Source organism: Nocardia sp. CA-135953, assembly GCF_050955735.1.
In the GTDB taxonomy this organism is placed as follows: Bacteria; Actinomycetota; Actinomycetes; order Mycobacteriales; family Mycobacteriaceae; genus Nocardia.
Genome location: NZ_CP192082.1, coordinates 83,951 through 105,399 on the forward strand (window position 1 = coordinate 83,951; position 21,449 = coordinate 105,399).

Annotated in this window: 17 protein-coding genes; 4 read left to right on the forward strand and 13 right to left on the reverse strand. The window is 61.6% G+C overall.

What is annotated here, in order from left to right; translation table 11 throughout:
* From brxC to brxL, 4 genes are read left to right on the forward strand one after another with little or no spacing between them, the layout of a single operon-like run.
* On the forward strand, positions 1 to 3,477 hold the full coding sequence (gene brxC, locus ACQPXH_RS00370) for a BREX system P-loop protein BrxC (RefSeq protein ID WP_433600362.1): 3,477 nt from the start codon (positions 1 to 3) through the stop codon (positions 3,475 to 3,477).
* Positions 3,477 to 6,974 (forward strand): BREX-1 system adenine-specific DNA-methyltransferase PglX, encoded by a 3,498-nt coding sequence (gene pglX / locus ACQPXH_RS00375; protein WP_433600363.1) that lies wholly within the window; start codon positions 3,477 to 3,479, stop codon positions 6,972 to 6,974. Before brxC ends, pglX begins: the two co-directional genes overlap by 1 nt.
* Entirely contained in the window at positions 6,967 to 9,465 is a 2,499-nt protein-coding gene (gene pglZ, locus ACQPXH_RS00380; protein WP_433600364.1) for a BREX-1 system phosphatase PglZ type A, read from the forward strand. Before pglX ends, pglZ begins: the two co-directional genes overlap by 8 nt.
* A gap of 13 nt (positions 9,466 to 9,478) precedes the next feature.
* Positions 9,479 to 11,611, forward strand: coding sequence for a BREX system Lon protease-like protein BrxL (gene brxL, locus ACQPXH_RS00385; RefSeq protein WP_433600365.1), 2,133 nt, complete (start codon positions 9,479 to 9,481; stop codon positions 11,609 to 11,611).
* 181 nt (positions 11,612 to 11,792) lie between these two features.
* Here brxL and ACQPXH_RS00390 read toward each other — a convergent pair whose 3' ends face one another.
* The 13 genes from ACQPXH_RS00390 to ACQPXH_RS00450 all read right to left on the reverse strand — a co-directional run bounded on the left by ACQPXH_RS00390 (position 11,793) and on the right by ACQPXH_RS00450 (position 21,333).
* Positions 11,793 to 12,329, reverse strand: a complete 537-nt coding sequence (locus ACQPXH_RS00390) for a YbaB/EbfC family nucleoid-associated protein (RefSeq protein ID WP_433600366.1) — start codon at positions 12,327 to 12,329, stop codon at positions 11,793 to 11,795.
* A gap of 13 nt (positions 12,330 to 12,342) precedes the next feature.
* Positions 12,343 to 12,819: a DUF3558 family protein gene (locus tag ACQPXH_RS00395; RefSeq protein ID WP_433600367.1), complete on the reverse strand. Its 477-nt coding sequence runs from the start codon at positions 12,817 to 12,819 to the stop codon at positions 12,343 to 12,345.
* A gap of 38 nt (positions 12,820 to 12,857) precedes the next feature.
* Positions 12,858 to 15,377: a hypothetical protein gene (locus tag ACQPXH_RS00400; RefSeq protein ID WP_433600368.1), complete on the reverse strand. Its 2,520-nt coding sequence runs from the start codon at positions 15,375 to 15,377 to the stop codon at positions 12,858 to 12,860.
* Complete coding sequence (locus ACQPXH_RS00405) at positions 15,374 to 15,670, reverse strand: hypothetical protein (RefSeq protein ID WP_433600369.1); 297 nt, start codon at positions 15,668 to 15,670, stop codon at positions 15,374 to 15,376. Before ACQPXH_RS00405 ends, ACQPXH_RS00400 begins: the two co-directional genes overlap by 4 nt.
* Before the next feature lie 144 nt (positions 15,671 to 15,814).
* Positions 15,815 to 16,531 (reverse strand): ESX secretion-associated protein EspG, encoded by a 717-nt coding sequence (locus ACQPXH_RS00410; RefSeq protein WP_433600370.1) that lies wholly within the window; start codon positions 16,529 to 16,531, stop codon positions 15,815 to 15,817.
* A complete protein-coding gene (locus tag ACQPXH_RS00415) occupies positions 16,531 to 17,928 on the reverse strand; it encodes a hypothetical protein (RefSeq protein WP_433600371.1) in 1,398 nt (465 codons plus the stop codon). The genes ACQPXH_RS00410 and ACQPXH_RS00415 overlap by 1 nt, the downstream gene beginning before the upstream one ends.
* Positions 17,871 to 18,482, reverse strand: coding sequence for a DUF3558 domain-containing protein (locus ACQPXH_RS00420; RefSeq protein ID WP_433600372.1), 612 nt, complete (start codon positions 18,480 to 18,482; stop codon positions 17,871 to 17,873). Before ACQPXH_RS00420 ends, ACQPXH_RS00415 begins: the two co-directional genes overlap by 58 nt.
* 44 nt (positions 18,483 to 18,526) lie before the next feature.
* Positions 18,527 to 18,910, reverse strand: coding sequence for a hypothetical protein (locus tag ACQPXH_RS00425; protein ID WP_433600373.1), 384 nt, complete (start codon positions 18,908 to 18,910; stop codon positions 18,527 to 18,529).
* Between the two features lie 125 nt (positions 18,911 to 19,035).
* Positions 19,036 to 19,527 (reverse strand): hypothetical protein, encoded by a 492-nt coding sequence (locus tag ACQPXH_RS00430; protein WP_433600374.1) that lies wholly within the window; start codon positions 19,525 to 19,527, stop codon positions 19,036 to 19,038.
* A gap of 309 nt (positions 19,528 to 19,836) precedes the next feature.
* A complete protein-coding gene (locus tag ACQPXH_RS00435; RefSeq protein ID WP_433600375.1) occupies positions 19,837 to 20,034 on the reverse strand; it encodes a hypothetical protein in 198 nt (65 codons plus the stop codon).
* 5 nt (positions 20,035 to 20,039) lie between these two features.
* Entirely contained in the window at positions 20,040 to 20,693 is a 654-nt protein-coding gene (locus ACQPXH_RS00440; protein WP_433600376.1) for a hypothetical protein, read from the reverse strand.
* Positions 20,694 to 20,799: 106 nt separating this feature from the next.
* Entirely contained in the window at positions 20,800 to 20,946 is a 147-nt protein-coding gene (locus ACQPXH_RS00445; RefSeq protein ID WP_433600377.1) for a hypothetical protein, read from the reverse strand.
* Between the two features lie 168 nt (positions 20,947 to 21,114).
* Positions 21,115 to 21,333 (reverse strand): hypothetical protein, encoded by a 219-nt coding sequence (locus tag ACQPXH_RS00450; protein ID WP_433600378.1) that lies wholly within the window; start codon positions 21,331 to 21,333, stop codon positions 21,115 to 21,117.
* Positions 21,334 to 21,449: the final 116 nt, after the last annotated feature.

Below are 21,449 nucleotides of genomic sequence, written 5' to 3' on the forward strand. Positions count from 1 at the left end.
ATGCAGCTCGACCAGATCTTCGACAAGGACATCCAGCGGCCGATCGAGGGCGTCATCAAGGCCGATGACGCCGCGCACCTGGGCACCGAGGTCGACGAGTACGTCCTGACCAACGAAGCGGCTAAGGGCCTGGAGATCCTCCTGGAGGAGTACACGTCCTATACCAACGCCAACGGCGTGTGGATCTCGGGCTTCTTTGGTTCTGGTAAGTCGCACATGCTCAAGATGCTCGCTCACCTGCTTGGTGACGTCGAAGGCCAGGACTACCCGCGCCAAAACGTCTCGGACAGCTTCCGAGCCAAGACCCCCGACGCCTTCCTGCCTGGCCTGCTCGACAAGGCCGACCGCATCCCGGCCAAGAGCCTGCTGTTCAACATCGACCAGAAGGCCACCCTGATCAGCAAGGACCAGACCGACGCCCTGCTCAGGGTGTTCGTCAAGGTCTTCGACGAGTCCCGCGGCTACTACGGTAGCCAGGGCCACGTCGCCCGCTTCGAGCGTGACCTGGACGCCCGTGGTCAGTACCAGGCCTTCCAAGAGGCGTTCGAGCGCATCGCTGGCATTCCCTGGACTCAAGGTCGCGAACAGAGCGCCCTGGAGGGGCCGAGCATCGACCGTGCCTTCGCCGAGGTCAACGGCGGGAGTGCCGACGGCATCATCCGGCAGTACAGCGCGTCGTACTCGGTCTCGATCGAGGACTTTGCCGACGAGGTCAAGGCTTGGCTGGATAAGCAGGGCGACCCGACCTTCCGTCTGAACTTCTTCGTCGACGAAGTCGGCCAGTTCATTGGCAGCGACACCAAGCTGATGCTCAACCTGCAGACCATCGCCGAGTCACTCAACACCAAGTGCTCCGGGCGGGGGTGGGTGTTCGTGACCTCGCAGGAGGACATGGAGAAGGTCATCGGTGATCGCACCCGCCAGCAGGGCAACGACTTCTCCAAGATCCAAGCCCGCTTCAAGACGCGTCTGAAGCTGACAAGCGCCGACGTCGAGGAGGTCATCCGCAAGCGTCTGCTCGAGAAGAACGACGCAGGCGTCGGCGCGCTGAGCGTCATCTACGCCGAGCAGCACGCCAACTTCAAGACGCTGTTCGACTTCGTCGACGGAGCGAAGACCTACCGCAACTACATTGATGAGGCGCACTTCGGCGGGACCTACCCATTCGTCAGCTACCAGTTCCCGCTGTTTCAGGCCGCGATCGAGGGCATCTCCGACCACAACGTCTTCGAGGGCCGGAACAGCTCGGTCGGTGAGCGCTCGATGCTCGGCGTCGTCCAGCAGGTTGCCAAGGACATCGGCAACGTCGAGGTCGGCCAGCTCGCCACCTTCGACAGCATGTTCGCCGGTATCCGCGCTTCGCTGAAGTCGGCCGCCCAGCGATCGATCGACGTCGCCGAGCGCAACCTCGACAACGAGCTGGCCGTCCGCCTGCTCAAGGCACTGTTCCTGGTCAAGTACGTCGAAAGCTTCCAGGCGACCCCGCGCAACCTCACGGTGCTGGTCTACGACCGCTTCGGTCTCGACCTTCCAGTACTCTCAGAGCAGGTCAAGGAAGCGCTCACGCTGCTGGAAACCCAGACGTACGTTCAGCGCAACGGCAACGTCTACGAGTACCTGACCAACGAAGAGCAGGTCATCGAGGAGGAGATCAAGAACGTCGACATCGACGCCTCCGAGGTAAGCAGCCGACTGTTCAGGATTCTGTCCGGCGACGTCATCAAAGCCAACAAGATCCGCTACGCCAAGAACAACCAGGACTTCCCGTTCGGCTTCAAGCTCGACGACCAGGCCCATGGCCAGCAGCGTGAGTTGGCGGTCCACTTCATCTCTCCGGAGTACCCGTACTCACCCGAAGAGATCCGCATGCATAGTGCGGGCAAGGACGAGCTGCGGGTCATCCTCCAGCCGGACGCCCGCGTGCTATCCGACCTGCGCCTGCTGATCAAGACTGAAAAGTACATCAAACGGAAGCAGGGCACCTCGATCTCGGCCATCGAGGGGCAGATCCTTCAGACCAAGGGTGCTCAGAACCTCGACCGCGAGAAGGAGCTGATCGAGCGGGTCAAGGCCTCGGTAGGCAAGTCCACCCTGGTCATAAACGCCGCCGACATCACCTCCAACTCGCAGGATGCGCTGGTTCGGGTGACCGACGGCTTCCAGGACCTCATCAGCCGGACCTACACCCAGCTCAAGCTGCTCGGTGGCACGACATACAGCGAGCAGCAGATTGCCGGCGCGGCCAACCCCGACAACGGTCTATTCGCCGCAGATGAACTCAGCAAGCTTTACGCGCCAGCCGAGGAGGTTTTGTCGTTCGTCTTGCGCATCGAGGCCCTCGGCGAGCAGGTCACGGTCAAGACCATCGTCGGCAGCTTCACGGCGAAGCCGTACGGCTGGGACCTGGCCTCGATCGAAGTACTGATCGGCTACCTGGTCGGCACTTCCAAGCTGACGCTCACTGTCGACGGTAACGTGCTCAAGCGGTCTGAGGTTGCCACGGCTCTGCGCAACACCCAGAAGCACGCCCACGCTGTGGTGTCGCCGCAGAAGACCTTCGACGAGCGCAAGGTCGCAGCCTTCCGCAAGTTCTGCACCGACTTCTTCGACGAGGGCAACACGCCGAAAGATCCGCTGGAGCTGGCTCAACACGGTGCCGAGAAGCTGAAGGGCAAGCGCGACGAGCTCAAGGCTATGGTGACCGGGTCGAAGTACCCATTCGTCAGCCAGCTCCAGGCCGCTATTGGCTTGCTCGATCAGGTGGTCAACAAGCCCGACGACTGGTACCTGACTGAGTTCAACCTTGGCGACGATCTGCTCGACTCCAAGGAGAGCACGATCGATCCGATCCAGGCGTTCCTCAGTGGCGGACAGAAGGCCATCTACGACCAGGCCGCCGATCTACTGACTGCCCACAGCAGCAACCTCGGCTACCTACCGTCCGGCAGCGACGCCACGGTGCACGCGGCACTGGATGACCCGAATGCGTTCCGCGGCAATAAGATGAACCGGCTCAAGCAGGCTACTGAGCAGTTACGTACCCAGATCGACGCGGTCGTGGCCAGCAACCGAGCAGAGGTCCTTGAGGCGATCGAGGGGCGCAAGGCCGAGATCGAAGGCAGCACCTTCTACACCAATGCGCCCCTCGACTCTCAGGAGAGCGTGCTACGCCAGGTTGACCAGACGATCTTCCGAGTCCGTACTCAGAACCAGGTCGCACTCATCCGCGAGACTGGGTCGGGCTTCGAGGAGACGGTCTACCCGCGTCTGCTCGACCAGCTGGCCGCGGCTCAGCAAGGTGGGGATGACGGCGACGGCGGAACACCGCCTCTGAAGCAGACCGTATCGGTCAAGACCATTTCGGCCATGGGTATCTCCGGGGTGTTGGAGACGGAGGAGGACGTCGACCGCTACCTCGGTGCCCTGCGGACAGCACTCGTCCAGACCCTGAACGAGGGAAAGCGAATCTCGCTCTGATGGAAACCGCACCGCTGAAGTCATTCGCCACCTGGGCGCGCAAGGAGCTCATCCGCGAGGTGACCGCCCGAATAGCCGTTGTGCTGGCCCCAGCCTCGTCCGAGCGGGTGGAGCAGCCCAATGCCGTCAAAGCCCTGGAGAAGGCCGTCAGAGCGGCTGGTGGAAACGACAAGGGTAGGGCAGCGGTCGCCGACCGAGTCGCCTACACCTGGTTCAACCGGATCATCGCCCTACGCTTCATGGACGCCAACGGCTACACCGACATCGGTGTCGTCTCGCCACAGACAGGCGTCGAAACCGGTCAGCCTGAGATCCTGGCTGAAGCCAAGCGCGGCAACGTCGACGCCGCCGTGGTCGGGCGCAAGACCCGCGAGACGGTCGCGGCCTTACTCAACGGGACCCGGCGCAGTGGCGACGCCCAGGGCGAAGCCTACGCCCTCCTACTCGCGGACTACTGCCGCTATTGGAACCGCGCCATGCCGTTCATGTTCGAGCGGCAAGGCGACTTCACCGAGCTGCTCATCCCGGCCAACCTGCTGGCAGATGACTCGCTGGCGAGCCGCGCCGTCAAGGTGCTGACCACCGATGTCTGCCAGGACGTCGAGGTCATCGGCTGGCTGTACCAGTTCTACATCTCAGAGCGCAAGGACGAGGTCTTCACCGGCTTCAAGAAGAACAAGAAGGCCGGCGCCGACGAGATCCCAGCAGCCACCCAGCTGTTTACGCCGCACTGGATCGTCCGCTACCTGGTCGAAAACTCCCTCGGCCGCCTGTGGATGCTGAACCGCCCTTCCTCACACCTCGTCGACCAGATGGACTACTATATCGCTCCGGTCGACGAGGAGACCGACTTCCTCAAGATCAACAGCCCGGGGGAACTCAAGGTCATCGACCCGGCCTGCGGCTCGGGCCACATGCTGACCTACGCCTTCGACCTCCTCTACGTAATCTACGAGGAAGAGGGCTACGCCCCGGCAGAGATCCCCAGCCTGATCCTGACCAACAACCTGTACGGCGTCGAGATCGACCCCCGAGCTGGGGCACTGGCAGCTTTCGCCCTCACGATGAAGGCTCGTTCCAAGCAGCGCACATTCTTCAACAAGCAGGTAGAGCCGAATATCTGCGTACTCGACCCGATCAGCTTCACGCCGGACGAGATCGACTTCTTGCTGACGCGTGGCGACCGTCATGCAGAGTCGGCATTCTGGAACCAGTTCGCTCATGCCGCCGCTGTGGGCTCATTGATCCAGCCTGACGGCGCATTGACTGACCGTCTTGGGCGTCACCTCGCATCTCTTGATAATGGCGGTGATCTTCTTCTCGCCGATGTCCTCTATCGAGCTTACCGAGTTGTTTCTCAATCTGAGATCCTCGGTGCTCGCTATGATGTTGTCGTGGCAAATCCGCCGTACATGGGCGGGAAAAACATGAACGGCATGCTGAATGAATGGCTGAAGCGCAAGTATCCGCTCAGTTCCTCTGATCTGTACGCGACATTCATTGAGCGGGCCATGGCACTTACGCGCAACCGGGGTTTGGTTGCCATGATTACGATGCAGTCGTGGATGTTCTTGTCCACGAGTGAGCAATTAAGGCGTCGCATTCTGTCGACCATGACTACAGTGGTGCTTGCACATCTCGGGACGAGAGTCTTCGATTCTTTAAGCGGCGAGGTCGTTTCTACCGCCGCCTTCGTACTGGCTAACAACGCGGAGCAATCGCGAATGGGGTTGTACATCCGCCTCACAAGCCTCGGAACGGCTGAGGCGAAGAGAGGCTCACTTGCTACGCTTTCCCGCGAGGGGATGGATGAATTCTGTTACGCGAGATCGGCAGCGATGTTCTCTGCGCTCCCAGGTAGCCGCCTAATTTACTGGCTGGGGGCCCACTCTAGGACTGTCTTGGCGGAGTCCCACCCTATAGAGACCGTCGCACCAGCGATCCAAGGGATGATTACAGGATCAAACACGAAGTTTCTGCGAATTTGGCATGAAGTATCATTCAACCGCGTTGAGCTCCGCGGCGATAGCGGTTGGGGAGCCGGGAAGATCTGGGCGCCCTATAATAAGGGTGGGGAGCCGCGACGCTGGTACGGCGCCCAGTTGCATATAGTGAACTGGTCGAATAAGGGAAGCGATTTCGTTCGCAATCGATCGACGAATAGCAAGCTCTACTTCCGTGAGTATTTGAGTTGGAGTTACCGTTCTTCGGACGAATTTGCGCCCCGCTTCTATCCAGGGGGATTTCTGTGGGATGTTGCAGGTTCGGGTGTATTTCCTGAGCGGCGCGCGACCCTATTAGCGTTGCTAGGCCTTCTCGGTTCGAGCACAGGATCGTATCTAATGAAGTGCCTGAATCCGACGTCAAACTTTCAGGTTGAGAACGTCTTAGAGATGCCAATGGTCACCAGCCTTGAAGAGCTCGTCTGTGCCGCTGGTCTGGACAAGAAAGTTGAACGGGCCATCGATCTCTCGCGGGCTGATTGGGATCGATACGAGACCTCGTGGAACTTCAATCTATCGCCGCTCGTTGGAAAAGTTGGTCCGCTGGCTCAACTAGTCGATGCCTTATATCGCGACTGCAAAGAACATTTTGATGAATTGGCGAGTATTGAGAATGACATAGACTCATTCTTCAAACATCTGTATCTCTCGGAGCAGCCTGACGCTGGCGAGGACGAGCGTCGACGGCCCGTGACCTTGACCGGAAACTATTTCGACGATTCAGGCGGGTCCGGCGGGGGACGGCTTGACGAATTTCGTTCGGACTCCACTAGAGACCTGATTTCTTATGCAGTCGGATGTATGTTCGGTCGCTACAGTATGGATAAGCCGGGCCTCATCCTGGCCGACCAGGGTGGGACGCTGCGGGACTACTGGAACAAGGTTCCGAGCCCGACGTTCGACCCCGACAAGGACAACGTCATCCCCATCGTGGACGACGAGTGGTTCGAGGACGACATCGTCGCGCGTTTCCATCGGTTCTTGCGCGTCGCGTTCGGCGATCAGCACTTTGAAGAGAACTTGCGCTTCGTCAAGGATGCGCTTGGAGTGAAGGACATTCGCGACTACTTTGTGAAGTCGTTCTACAAGGATCACGTCCAGCGTTACAAGAAGCGCCCGATCTACTGGCTGTTCTCCAGCCCCAAGGGGTCGTTCAACGCCCTGATCTACATGCACCGCTACATGTCGTCCACGGTGTCGACGGTGCTCAACGAGTACCTGCGTGAGTTCCAGGCCAAGCTCTCGTCGAGCCTCCAGCAGCAGGAGCGTTTGGCCGCTGGTAACGGTACGCCGCGTCTGCAGGCGGCCGTTCAGAAAGAAGCTGACCGCCTTCGCAAGGTTCTGATGGAGCTTGAGGAGTACGAACACGACGTGCTGTACCCGCTGGCCTCTCGTCGCCTGGCCATCGATCTGGACGACGGCGTGAAGGCGAACTACCCGAAGTTCGGCGCTGCCCTGAAGAAGATCCCAGGACTTGAGGCCAGCGATGAGTGATGCCACAACCGTCCGCCCGCACCTACTGCGCTGGTTTGAAAGTCGGCGGCTCGTCTTCTGGCACGACCCGGAGGGGCAGTACGCCGCTGACCTGGACGATCTCGACCTGCCGGGCATCGAGACGATCCGGGTCACCAACGATGAGTTCGCCATCAAGAACCGGGTGCTGCATGACGAGCCGAAGGGCAAGTTCGTCGTCTACCGCTCGGGTCCGGTGCCGACGGGCATCGACAACTGGCTGTTCGACCTTGAGCTGGCCTACGGGGTCTTCACGGCCGACCGCACCGCTCTCATCGCCCAGGATCTCGGTCTCAGCGCCACAGGCATCGAAGAGGTCGTCCAAGCGCACGAGAAGTTCTTCAACGCCACCAAGCGTGTACAGAGCCTCAAAACACTCCTTAACCCCGAGGACGACGCCACCGACCTGCGCGCCAAGATGACTGCAGTGCTGCTCGGCCTCAAGGACTCGCACAGCCTGCTCGAGATCACCCGTGCCCTTCTGGTCGAGAACGCCAAGGAGCAGCGCGCTAAGTATGACTCGCTCGTGGATTACGGACTGAACGACTTCTATTGGCGGGGCGTCGCTCGCATCTATGGCTATGAGGCGCTGTCACCGAGTATCGATGACCTCGTGTTGTGGATATTCCAGACGGCGATCGACGGCTTCAATTCCGACCGTCCGGGCGGGTTGCAGAACATCCAGCTTGACTTCGCCAGCCTGCGCAACGACCGCCGCAGCCAGGGTGCCCTCGCCACGCTGGCGAAGCGGGCGGCTCGTGACCTCGACTACAAGTCGCAGATCGAGGATGCGAGCTTCCGTGACCTGGTGGCGATCGACCTCTTCGAGGAGATCGACCAGAAGATCATCAGCGACCTGGCACGGGCTGTCGTCGATCAGACTGTCACTCCGCGTGAGGTCGCCGAGGTCGTCCGGGCGCGTCAGAACAGCGTGTGGGTCGACAACTACAAGCAGCTCTACACGGCCATCGCTAATGCCTCTGAGCTGTTGGACGAGATCGCCTCGCTCGACGTCGCGATGCAGTCGTTCGATGACGGGCTCGAGCGGTACCGCCGTGAGTGGTTTCGCATCGACCAGTACTATCGCCGGTTCATCTTCGCGGCCCGCACGGCTGAGTATCCCAAGCCGCTTGAGGTTCTGCGCGAGCAGGTCGAGAAGCGCTACATCAACAAGTTCGTCTACGAGCTCGGTAATGCCTGGCAGCAGCAGGTTGACCAGGCAGAGAAGTGGCGATCAATCGCATTGCGTGCGCAGACAGCCTTCTACTCCCGCTACATAGCGCCGCTGGTGCGCGACGGCGAGAAGAAGGCGGTCGTCATCATCTCCGACGCCCTGCGCTACGAGGTGGCCGACGAACTTGGCTCACGCATCCGGCAGGAGGACCGCTTCGACGCAACGCTCGACGCCGTCCTCGGGGTGCTGCCGAGCTACACCCAGCTCGGTATGGCGGCGCTGCTGCCGCACACGACGCTTGAGTACTCGGCAGACGCCAAGACTCTTCTCGCCGACGGCCAGCCGACCAACAACACCGCCTTTCGGAACAAGGTCTTGGAGGCCGTCGGTGGCTCGGCGATCCAGGCGGAGGACTTCAGGGCACTGAACGCCGAGGATCGGCGGGAACTCTACAAGGCCAACCGAGTGCTGTACGTCTACCACAACCGGATCGACGCCACGGGTGAAAAGCCCGGCACCGAGCGGCAGGTCTTCGAGGCCGTCGAAGACACGCTGCGTGACATCGTCGACCTCGTGAAGAAGCTGGCAAGCGCCAATGCGACCAACATCTTCATCACGGCCGACCACGGCTTCTTGTTCCAGGACGAGGCGCTGGCGGACAGCTTCTTCCTGTCGACTCAGCCGCAGGGCGACGACATCAAGGTGCCCAACAAGCGCTTCGTACTGGGCAAGGCCCTCAAGGTCGACAACGCCTTCGTCACCTTCGAGGCCGCCCAGCTCGGTGTCGCGGGCGACCTCGAAGTCCAGATCCCCAAGTCGATCCATCGCCTGCGACTGGCCGGCGGCGGCTCACGCTTTGTTCATGGCGGGGCAACGCTGCAGGAGATCGTCGTTCCGGTGCTGGCGGTCAACAAGAAGCGCAAGAGCGACACCCGGTTGGTCAACGTCGAGGTGTGGCCGGAGTCCGACAAGATAACGACCGGCCAGGTCGTCGTCCGCCTGTTCCAGACCGAGCCGGTCAGTGACAAGGTCCAGCCCCGCAACCTGCGGGCTGGGCTGTACGTCGGCGAAACCCTGATCTCGAACGAAGTCGGTCTGACCTTCGACCAGACCTCGACCGACAAGCGTGACCGCTACCAAAACGCTCGCATGTTGCTCAGCCAGGAGTCGAGCGACTACAACAACCGGCCGGTGGAGTTCCGTCTGGCGGAGCGCATTCCCAACACGAATCAATGGCGGGTCTTCGCCAAGGCCGTCTACACGTTGAAGCGTTCTTTCGCTTCGGACTTCGACTTCTGAGGACGGAGCTGAGATGACCGAGACCGAGAACGAGGCGCTTGACGCCGGTGAGCCCCAGCAGGACGATCTCGACTACAAGATAAACCTGCTGTTCCCCGGGGTCGTTGTCCGCAAGGACCTGGTCAAGGCGGTCAAGGGCAACGCCATCGTGCCGTCGTACGTCCTCGAGTACCTGCTCGGGCAGTATGCCGCCTCGGACGACGAAGCCACCATCCAGGCTGGCATCGACACGGTGCGGAAGATCCTGGCCGAACACTATGTTCACCGCAACGAGTCCGAATTGGTCAAGTCCACGATCAAGGAACGAGGGCGGCACCGGATCATCGACAAGGTCACGGTCACCCTCAACGAGAAAGCCGACGTCTACGAGGCCGAGTTCGCCAACCTCGGCATCAAGGGCGTCATCGTCGACTCGCCGGTCATCAAGGCCCACCCCAAGCTGCTCGTCGGCGGCGTCTGGTGCATCTGCGACATCGAATACTTCCACGCCGACGACCAGCGTGTCGTGCCGTGGATCCTCGGATCGATCAAGCCCATCCAGCTCTCGAAGTTCGACGTCGACCAATACCTCGAAGCCCGGCGTGGCTTCAACACCGAAGAGTGGATCGACCTGCTCATGCAGTCGATCGGATTCAACCCCGCCATGTTCAGCAGGCGAGGCAAGCTCTTCCAGCTCGTGCGCCTCATCCCGTTCGTCGAACGCAACTACAACCTCGTCGAGCTGGGGCCGAAGGGAACCGGCAAGTCCCACATCTTCTCGGAATTCTCGCCCCACGGGATGCTCATTTCAGGCGGCGAGGTCACCGTCCCCAAGCTTTTCGTCAACAACGCCAATGGGCGCATCGGCCTGATCGGCTACTGGGACGTGGTCGCTTTCGACGAGTTCGCTGGAAAGAAGAAGCGCACCGACAAGGCGCTCGTCGACATCATGAAGAACTACATGGCGAACAAGTCGTTCTCCCGCGGTGTGGAGACCCTGGGTGCGGAGGCGTCGATGGTGTTCGTCGGCAACACCTCGCACACCGTGCCGTACATGCTCAAGAACTCCGACCTGTTCGACGAGCTGCCCGATGCCTACCATGACCCGGCCTACCTCGACCGCCTGCACTACTACATCCCGGGCTGGGAAGTCGACATCATTCGGGGTGAGATGTTCTCCGACGGCTACGGCTTCGTTGTCGACTACATCGCCGAAGTCCTCAAATCGATGCGCTCACAGGACTACTCAGACCGCTATCAACAGCACTTCACGCTGTCGCCCGACATCTCGACTCGTGACCGTGACGGCATCCTCAAGACCTTCTCCGGCATGATGAAGATCCTCTTCCCGGACGGCCAGGCTACGAAGGAGGAGACCGAGGAGATGCTCCGGTTCGCCATCGAGGGCCGGAAACGGGTGAAGGACCAGATTCTGCGTATCGACTCGACCATGGCCGAGGTCAAGTTCGGCTACCTCGATCAGGATGGCACCTGGCACGGCATCGCCACTCTTGAGGAAGTCGAGTACCCGACCTACTACTACCGTGGGCGCACGAAGAAAGGGGAGAACGAGCCGGAGGGGCCATCATCCGAAACCGACGCGCTCGGTGATGCAACGGCACCGACTGGCGTCGGGCAGTCTGCCGAACCCGAACCGGAGTCTGACCTCTTCCAAGGGCACCGGGAGTACCAGCAAGGGCAGCGTGGCGTCTCGTTCGACTCGCTGCTTGTGCCGTATCTCCGAGGCGCCTCAACGATCACGATTATCGACCCCTACGTGCGCATGTTCCACCAGGCTAGAAATCTCATGGAGCTGGTCGAGGGCATCGCTCGTGCCAAGGACCCGGCCGACGAAGTCGCCCTGAAGCTTGTCACGGTCGAGAATCAAGATGGTCCGGACAAGGTTCAGCGACAGCTCGAATATCTTCTCCAGATCAAGAAGAGCGCGGGCATGCTCGGCATCGTCTTCGACGTCGAGCTCGTCGACCCGCCCGCGATCCACGACCGCTCGATCACAACCGATACCGGGTGGAAGATCCTGCTCGGTCGCGGCTTGGACATCTTCCAGCGCATGGCCGACAATCCCTTTGATCTCGCCACCAAGTACCAGAAGTACCGCGAGCTCAAGGGCTTCGGGATCACCTACCTCCGGCAGTTCAGCGAATGACGACTACTTCGATGCAGTCGAAGGCCGAACCCGCAGGCCAGCGAACCAGCGCGGTGCGCTCGATGCTGTCCAATCCCAGCTACACCGGGTACGCGGTATGGAATGCCAATTTGTAAATTCTGGGACGGAGGCGCCCGCGTCCTTGAGCTGGTCGAGGCGGCCGGACCCGGCGCGTAGAGCTTCAGTCCTCAAGCCATCCCTGGCGCCGCTTGCGCGCATAGTAGTCGTCTTCTTCGTCCCAGTCGTCATAGTCTGGGGTCGTCACAGGTCGCTGTCCCATTGATGTCGTACTGACTGGCGGAGACAGTGGCGCGCGATGAGGACTATCCACCGAAGGTATTGTCGCAGGCGCGGTCCAGTGCGGCTCGACCCCGCCCGGTTGCGGCGCCGACGGCTGCACAGTGGAGATTGGTGTATTTGGTTGGACGGTCATATCCACAACTCGGGCAACTTGCGGATCGTCCATCAGTTCTTGCATTGCCGCGGCGGCGCGCGGTTCGGCGTCTTGAACCGCTTGCCGGTACGCGTACAGGATGAGATCGGATAGTCCGCTCGGGCCGGCGGCGACAGCTTGGGCGTCTACCGAAATTGCCTGCAGGTGGCCTTTTGAATCGACCTCGATCGCCACCCCACCGACTCGCGCCAACCCGCGGATCTGGGCAAGCGCCTGCTGTGCTCGCAGGACTTTGACACCGACCTCGTCGTAAGGACTCGCCACGATTAGCCTTCCGTCACTTGGCGGGTGGAATATATTTTTCGAGGGCGCTCGATACGCGCGTTACATCGGAGCAAACATCGTTCTCGATATCGTCAGCCTTGCGAAGATCGAATACAACATTCCCCTCCGGAACGTCAATTTCGATGATACAAGTGAACTCAGGAAAGCGATCTCCCTGCAAATGATATATATGCGCGCGATGGGATCCGACGCCAACGGGCTTCGGGTCGGCTCCGACACGCTGCCACCCAGCAGCCTGTTCCCCCGAGGTGTATCGCACGTTCAATGTGTATTCATGACCAACCCAGCCGCAGGTCTCCCCTGGGAATTGAACTGCCGATTTTCGTTCCGGCATCAACCCGACTTCGCTCAATGCCGCATCAGGGAAAGCAGTGCACGGATCCCATTTGGGAGTTTCCCCCGGCTCGCGTCCGTTGTCTTTGCCACATCCTGTCGAGACGACGCCGATTACCAGGGCTGCCGCAAGCATGCCCGAAGCTCGAACCACTTCTCGAACCACGGCACACCTCACTTCCACTGGTTGACGTGTGCGGGCACTTTGTCGCCTCTGAGTACCGAGACGAACAGCTGCTGATTCGCAGTGGTCATATTGCCACCGAAAACAATCTGGTTAATTTCATTGTCCCCCGATCGGGCGTCGACAACATACTGAGTGGTGTCGTCCCTATCCAATCCCGCTCCCTCGAGAATCTTCGGAACCGCTGCAATATCCCCGCTTTTTAAGTCATCGAATGGCTTAAGGGCGCCATTATCGGTGAAGGTGCCGGGTAGCCCGTTGGGGTCAATACGACCTGAGTCGACGAGCGCCTGCAACATCGTATACCGACGTCCTGCGTCACTCCTTGAGTCAGTTTGCATTTCGGCTAGCTCGTCGTTGATCGCCGGGTAGGGGGTGGATGGCTTGTCGTTGATCGTGCCGACAGTGGGGTCTTTGAGAAAGGCTTCGATGGAGTTGGCCATCGGCGACCACACATATTTCTCGTACGGTAGTGCCTTGACGCCGAGGTTTATGTACTCCTTGGCGGTCATGAATCCGGCACCGAGGCGCTCTTTGCGGTGGTCGCTTGCCGATTGATCGTCGTAACCGTGGAGGCCGCTTTCGGCCGCGATGCCGCCCTCGACGAGGCCACGTAAGCGCCCCGAGTTCAGGGCCAGGTCCGGGCCGCCCTGTCCGAGGGCGAAGGCGCTGTCGAATTGGTGGGCTTGGGCGATGGCGGCGCCGTTGATGATGGCGGCAGCTTTCGGGTCGCCGTCGAGGAGGGTGAAGACACGGGTGGATTCGACCGGATTGAGGGTGCCGAATCCGTGTGTGCCGGTGAGGTTTTCCGGAGCCCCTGCCATGTTGCCGACGTACGGCGCAAGGGCGCCAGCGACATGCTGGGCGACTTGCGGGGTCATCTGCCCGCCGTGGGGCATCTTGACGTCGGCAGAGTTCTCACCGGTCGACAGGACGTTGAAGTTGTTGGTGCCGTCGGAGGAATGGGTGGTGGACAAGATCTGCGAGAGCCCCTGCGCGGACCTACCGGCAAGGTTGGCGTCGTTGAGCTGCGACTGATAGTGCGGGTCCCCGGGAGGGACGGTGACTTGCGCGTCCTGGTGGATCCAGTCGAGCATCGAGTTGATCGCTGGACCGTTGGTTCCGTCGGGCCAATGCCGTTGCAGCAGCGGCATTACATCGGTGTCAGGATGGTAGCCGCTTCCGAGTACTTCCGGTCCGCCTTGGCCGGTGAGGATGGCGGTGGTTCCTTCGTGGTTGCGGGAGGCGATCTCGACCGACTTGCTGATCGAATCATCCAGCGGGTAGCCGGAATCCGGGTTCAGCTGGTTGTTATGGGGCTGCTGCCAGGCCAGGTGCGATCCCTGGCGGTACAGTTCGGTCGACGTTTTGGTTCCCGGTTCGATGCCTTGATCGGACATGCCCAGTGCGTCCAGGAACTTGTTCTGTTTTGTGAGGAACGCGTTCATATTCGCGCTCTCGGGGCGCTGTCCCATGTCGGGGTACTGCTGGGTATTGGCATCAGGCCCCTGAGTGCCCGCGCGGGTGGAGATCAATTGCCTGACGTCGGGTGGTAACCGGTCATATCCGCCGGGCGAGGTTGGTTTGCCGTTGGCGCCCACGCCGGTACCGACCTTCTCATCCGACAGCATCAACAGTGCATTGCTCATGGCCGCCGCACTAGCCTGTCCGCCGGATCCCTGCGCCTTCAATTGCTCACTCGCGGCGATGAACCCATCCGCACCCGCGCTGTTGAAGAACTGCTGGGTGAACTCCTGCGTCGCGGCCGGGATAGTCGCACCGTTGCCTTGGAGGTACGCCGCGAGCTGCTCGGGCGGGATACCGGAGGCTTTCATGTCCTCACCGAGTTCGGTCAGCAGCTCCGGGGGGATCGGCTGCCCCGAAGCGACCGCATCATGGATCTTCTTGCCCAAGGCCGCGCCCGCTGGCCCGCTCAGAGCGGTACCGCCGCCATCCTTGCCGCCACCCGGGCCGCCATGCGCAGCAAGATCAGCTAGTCCGGCAGCGATAGTGGCTTTCGCCGCCGCGACAGCCGAGCCGGCGTTGGCCAACTGCTCCTTGAGACGGGTCTGGTAATCGGCGGCGGATCGGTTCAGGTTGCCCTGCACCATGGCGGCCACTGCGTCGGTCTTGGCGTTCGGGAACTCCGGCGCCGTCACACCGCCATCGGGCCACACCGACATCCCGGCACCGGTCGCTTCGCCATAGATCTTGACCACCGCGGCCTGATACCCAGCAATCGTCGACCCAGCAGAGGTAAACGACTGCGCGACAGCATCGGCGGCCCGGAATGCCTTCGAGGCAGCGAGGAATTCGGTAAGAGCTCGCGCCGAGGCCGCTGAGGCGGCGTTACCCTGCCAATGCAACGCCGTATTGTCCACTGCGCGTTGCGCTTCGGCCATCCGGTCGGAGAAGTTCTTCCCCGCCGCCTCCACATCGTTCCCGGCCTGAGTCAGGGTTTCGGGCTTCCAACTGAAGACCTGGGAAACGGTCGGAATCTGAATCGTCATAGCTGCGCCCGCAGCTTGCTCAGCTGATCGGTAAACGCCTGCTCAACAGCCTCATAATCGTTGGCACTGGTACCGGCCGCCTCCGACATCGCCCGCAGACTGTCGGCCTGGCGCCCGAACGTGGCACTGAACTTTTGTGCGACATCTGTAGCGATTTCGCCGAGGTCGGTGTCGGGCATCACCACCTGTGACAGCCCAGGCATCGCTATCTGCGCGATGGCATCGGCCTTGCCGGACAAGTCCTGCGCCAACTGACGTAGCGCACCGAGATCGGCTTTGAGCATTTCCCCCAACAGACGTACCTCTCGCTCACAGATGTCAGTCTCGGGCCGACGCTACCACAGCGGGAACTTGCGGAGGAGGCGAGCGTGCTTCGGAAGTGACTGCGCTATAAGGTATGTGAGCTGGGCCGATAGCTCGCAGCAAGCCCGCAACTGTCAGTTGATTCCGGCCAACCGGGTGACGTGCTGGGCGAGTTCGCTGTCACCGACCGGGGTGAGCGTCATGTCATGACCGATGGTGAGCAGATAGCGGCCGTCGCCGGTGAAGTCGAGCCACGTGCGGTGCCGCGGCGGCGGCGACATCGGATCCTCAGGCATCACGGTAATGGTGAGGTAGCCGCGGGCATCGATCGGACGGCGCAGCACTTGCCGAAACCGCTTGGCGCGGCGGCTTTCCTCGGTCTCCTGCCATTGGCCAGGATCAGGGAACAGCACCGCCCGCCGAGGCTCCTGCATCGCGTCGAGCTTGCCCACTGGCACCGACCCGATCGCTGTGATCAGGTGTTTGGCGACGTTGCGAGCATGACAGGACACCACCGTGACCGCATCGACGGTCGCGAGCACGGCCGCGCCCCAGTCGGAGAAGGCCGCTCCGAGCGCCAGGATCGGGTCGGGCTGACGCTGCCCGTCGGTGAAGCGGTCGCCGAACACGGCGATCGTTGTGACATCGGTACGGGCGAGAAACTTCAATGTCCCGGTCAGGTCCGGGTCACCGTTCGGCGGGAACCGCTCGGCAAGTTTCAGTGCGGCCCTTGCACTTTCGGTGCCTACTGTGCCGCGAGGCGCGAGATTGATCGGGTAGGGACGCCGGTCCCGCCTAGTCTCGGTCGCCCAGACATGACTGAACTCGTCCGGGGTGAACACCCACCGCACTACCCATCCCCTCGCGGTCCATTGGCAGTTCTCCTGGGCGGGGGTGGTGGCTCGTCATCGGTTGCGTCCCAACCGATCACAGCGGGCATCGTCGGATCGACCTTGCCCAGCTCTTCGTTCTTGCGCCGCAAATATTCGGGGCTGCCCTTGCTGCGGTCGGTATCTGAACCTTGCCCACGCCCCGCCCCCGGCATACCGCCCATCGGCGCAGTCGAGCTACGCGTGCCCTGTTGGGCACCGGCGGAGTTGCCAGGATTCGTTCCAGGTGACTGCGGCTGACCAGGAACCGAGGCCCCCGGCCCACCCGTACGACCGCCGGGCGACCCGGGGACGCCACTGGTGCCACGAGGAGAACCCGGCACACCAGAGCCGGATGATCCGGGAATGGAAGGCACTGTGCTCGATGATGAGACCTGCGGTTTGTCCACTGGATTGGTACCAGCGGGTGCTGTCGATGTGCTCGGGGTTGACGACTGTCTCATGGCGGCCGGATCGTCCAGTGACGCAGACTTCGTCTGCGTAGACGTCGATAGGCTGTCTGGCTGCGAATTTTCGCCGGGTGGCTGCTCACTTGGCTTCCCGTCGCCGGGTTCACCATTCTGACCGTTTTTGTTGGGCTCGCTGGGACTGGCACCACCATCGACTCGACCGAGGTCACCACCCTGCTGCTGACCTGTATCGCCAGGACCAGCCGTACCAGGGCCGGGGGGTAGTGGAACGAACCGCGGAACACTGTCACCTGATGCAGGCAAGGTCGGGTTGTACACGAAATTCATCGTGTCCTGCGCGGTCGCCTCGGCCTCGGATGCCGCGAGGTTGTACGCGGTGCGTCGGTCCGCCCCGTTTGCGGCTTCCTGCGCCGCATCGGCATCCTCTTGATAGGGCGGAGGCGGCGGCGGGATCGCCGCTTTGACCGTTTGTGCGGCACTGGCATTCAGGTCCATCAGACGCTGAACCGTCAGGGCGGTGTCATGCTGCTCGCCGCCCGCTGCAACGAATGCGTCGGTCGACTGCTGGGCGGTGGCGGCGAATGTGCCCGACCAGGAGGCGAATTCGCTCTTCACCTCCCGGGAGAACGCATCGAAGAGCTCGTGAAGCTTGTCGGCTCGCTTGCTCCACTCACTCGCGATCTGTCCCATCGCGCCCGGATCGATCTTCTCGTGGACCAGATCCCAGATCTGCTGGTGCCGATAACTGTCGAACGACTCCCGATCGGGAACATAAGCCGGATCGACTCCCGCCGACCCGAACCCACTGATGTGAGCAAGCTGGCTCTGGTGCGCGCGAATATCGTCAGCGATCTCTTTACTCGTCCGCCTACCCACGACGCCCTCCCGACTCAGCTGTCCCCGAGGCGGGGCATGATACCGCGCGCCAGATCGACCATCCCCGAACACCTTTCGGGCGTCGGCCCATCGATGTGATCCCCGAAGATGATGCGGCCGAAGTCGACGTAACCCACCTTGGTCTGCAGCAGAACATCACAACTAGTGCGAGGCACCTGCTGCCGCACAATCAATGCAGCGCGACCGTCGATCGTCGCGTCCTCGATCTGCGCGCCGTCGTCGGTGAACTTCGCACGGCCCTCCTCCAAGGTGCGGTTACCTGACAGGATCCCCAGGGTGTACGCCTTGTCTGGGGACTTGAATCCACAGCCCAGGAACGTGTACTCGGCGTGGATATCGGTCGACCGATTGCGCGAGCGCGGGTCATATCCGAGATGGCTGATCGTGTCGTCATCGATCCAAGTACAGGGGTCGAACGCGACATCCGGGCGATTCTGATTCTGCTGCTTCGGTGGCTGCAAGTTGGACGCGGTCAACGTCGGAAACGGCGGATGCCCAGCCGCGCTCGCGCCCTTTTCGGTCGGAGAGCTGGCCACTGGGGTTCCATCGTCTGACGTGGTGCAGCCAGCTGCCGCCAGCGCGCCCACGAGCAGCAGCGAGGCCACCGATAGGCGGCGAATACGTTTGGGTCGCAACGCTTTCACGACTGTCATGCGTGACCTTCGAGTTGGTCGGCCGCGACCTTGATCGCGGCGCGGTTCGCGGCGTCGGCGTCTTCGAACTGTTTTCCGGCCGCCAGATACGCCGCCTTGTACCTTAGGACCGTCTCCCGGAACGCGGTCAGCGCGTCGATGTACTCGCGCCCTTTCGCGCTGAACCCGTTGGCTAACGCATGCCCGGACGGAAGATCGGGAAAGCCTGTCACACTGGTGAGACGCGAAGCAGCAACGATCTCGTCTTGCAATCCATCCGCCAGCTTGTCGCAGGAGGCAGCGAGGCGCTTAGCGCCGTCAACCGGCACCTGAAACTGCTCAGCCTTGGCAGCATCGTACGCTGCCTGAGCGTTCGTCTGCCCCTTGTCCGGTAGTGCCATGGCCGCTCCCCCCTCTGGTCTCGATTGAGCATAATCAACCCAGCTGCGGTGGGAAAAGCGTAGCAGTGCGCGCGTACGGATATCGGGGCGCTGGCCTGACGGCTCGATTGTGCTCGCCGCTGTGCTCAGCGTGGCAACAGTGGAACCATGATGTTCGCAACTTCTATAGCGCGGTTGAGCGGGGCGATAGCGCTGCCTGGCTCCAACCGCAGCACCTCGATGCTGAACGAGCCCAGGGTCGAGGCGAAGATCAGGTTGCAGTGGTCGCCGGCCCTGTCGAACACCGGGCGATATCGCAGGCCGTGGCGGCGCGCGATGGTGACCGGCACAAACGCCGCTCCGGCTTCTTTACGCCTGAAGTCGTCGACTGTATAGATCTGGGACCACACATCAATCGAGTAGAGCCGCAGATGGTCGTGCCCGCCACATCGTTTGAACCCGTCGATCCGGTCGATACCGCCAATGTCCGAACTCAGCGTGGCCGGATCGACGCCAATCTGCCGCCAAACATCGTCGCCGATCAAGGAGGGATCCCACAGTGCGTTCGTGGCTGCCCGCCTGTCGGTAGCACTCCTGCGAGCGACGAGAGCCGCCCAGTTTTCCCCTTTTTCACGCATGTCGAGCCTCCTCCATGCCGCTGGTCGGAAAGATGAAGTTCCTGTGGCCTTTCGGCGAAGAGATGTTTGTTCTAACTGGTCGACAGACGTTGCCGTGTACCCCTTTTCGAGGAACAGGGCGGTCGCAGCGGCGACAGGCGCTCATACATCTGTTGCCGTTGCTCGGTGCGGCTGAGCCGTCGGCATGTATCTGGCACAAGGTGAAACGGCTCCAAGGTCAAGGGTGAGGGCAACGTGTGTAAGACGAAGCGGGCCCATCGCGCAGGCAAGGGCAGTGATGTAGAAGCGATCGAAAAGCCAAGTGGAAGTTCAGCTGTCGTCTGCTTCCAGCAAGAACACCGCGACAGCCAAATGCACGAGGCAGTCATCCGGCCGATGCTCACGGTGGATCTGCCGCAGCTGCTTCGCCCGCTCAACCGTCAGGTTCATTAGGTAGACCCGGCACATGCGTTCGGCCAACTGCCCATCAGCCGCAACAAAGACCCTTTGTTGCAACGGATCTGTCATCTTCATTACCCCTCGCGCGCAGCGGCGGATTGGTTCTTGCATGATGGATCGGGCAGCGGCAGTAACTGATCGGCGATGCTGGAATCGTCGCTGCCGTCCGCATCCGGGACGGGCGCGTGCCCGCCGCCCCCGCCCGCACTGCCATCCGGCCGCACCGTCCGGGGCGGCAAATCGTCCGTCGCCTTGTTCGGCAGCCGTACCGTTCCCGCACGTACGTCCTCGACCAGCTGGTCAAACGCCTTGCACTGCTTAAGCAACGTGGCAGCATCACGCTCGCCGTGGGCGGGATCGTGCTGCCGCAGGGCGTAAAGCAGATACTTCCAAGCGAGCCAATACACCATCTCGCCGTAGGACGAGGGATTCATCGGGGCGCCTGCTGCGACCTCGATCTCCTTCGTATGCCCCTTGGCTTCTTGGTTGATCAGGAAGGTCAGGATCGACAGCTGCTCGTGGATCACGTCAGGAACATTGTGGCGATGGTCGTGGATCACTCGCAGGATGCCGATGTACTGATGGGCACAGCGCAGCATGACTGTCGTCGGTTCTTCTGCACCAGCAAAGACCCGCAAGAAGGGTCCGGCATCGGGCAGTGGCTGATCTAGCTGGGCCTCGACGGACGGGAGCGAAAAGACAAGCGGCTTCTCCGGGGAATAGCCCATGACGAAGTGACTCGGCGGGCGAGGGTCTGACGGCATGGTGAAGTGCCCCTTTGAGTTTCGAGTGTGAATGGTCCGCGCGCCCGTGGCACAGGATGAGTGAGGAACGTCAGTCCCAAAGCCGCGCGCATGGCAGCGGCGGCAGATCGGCAGCCACGTCGTCATCGACCGTGACGATGAATTCCGGAAAGCCGTGGGCCAGTTCGTCGGCGACGTTGGCGGCTTGCTCAGCCGAGGCAGCAAAATCCAGCTTCAACGCGCCGGATTCGATATGTATGTGGCGGATACGGCGAGGTGGACGCGCCGCTCGTACGGGCCGAAGGGAAGTCATCACCACTCACCGCCCGTGCACCAGTTGGGCGGCCGTAGCGTTCGGCGGGCGATCTTCTGAACTGCCACGATCACGCACGTCGGTCATGGCCTATCACCGCGGCTTGCTCGTGGACAACACCATCCGGCCCGCCTCGACCAGGACGTCCTGGGCGGCGCTCTTGCGCGGGCAATTCTTCGCCCGGCAGGCCACATGGATCTGCAAAATCTCATGCGCCTGGGCGGGGGTGAATGGCAACATCGGCGCAGCGTGAGCAGCGGAATCGCACAGCGCGATGAGCTGGTACATGGCAAGAGAACTGGTGTTGACCATCAGGGATCTCCGTTTCAGCGGAACAGCAAGCGGGTCGGGCGGTACCCGGCAACGGGGGCTCTCGCCACCGGCCTGCCACATTGGCGGCCAATGCGCCGCGCAAGGGGTACGGCGTC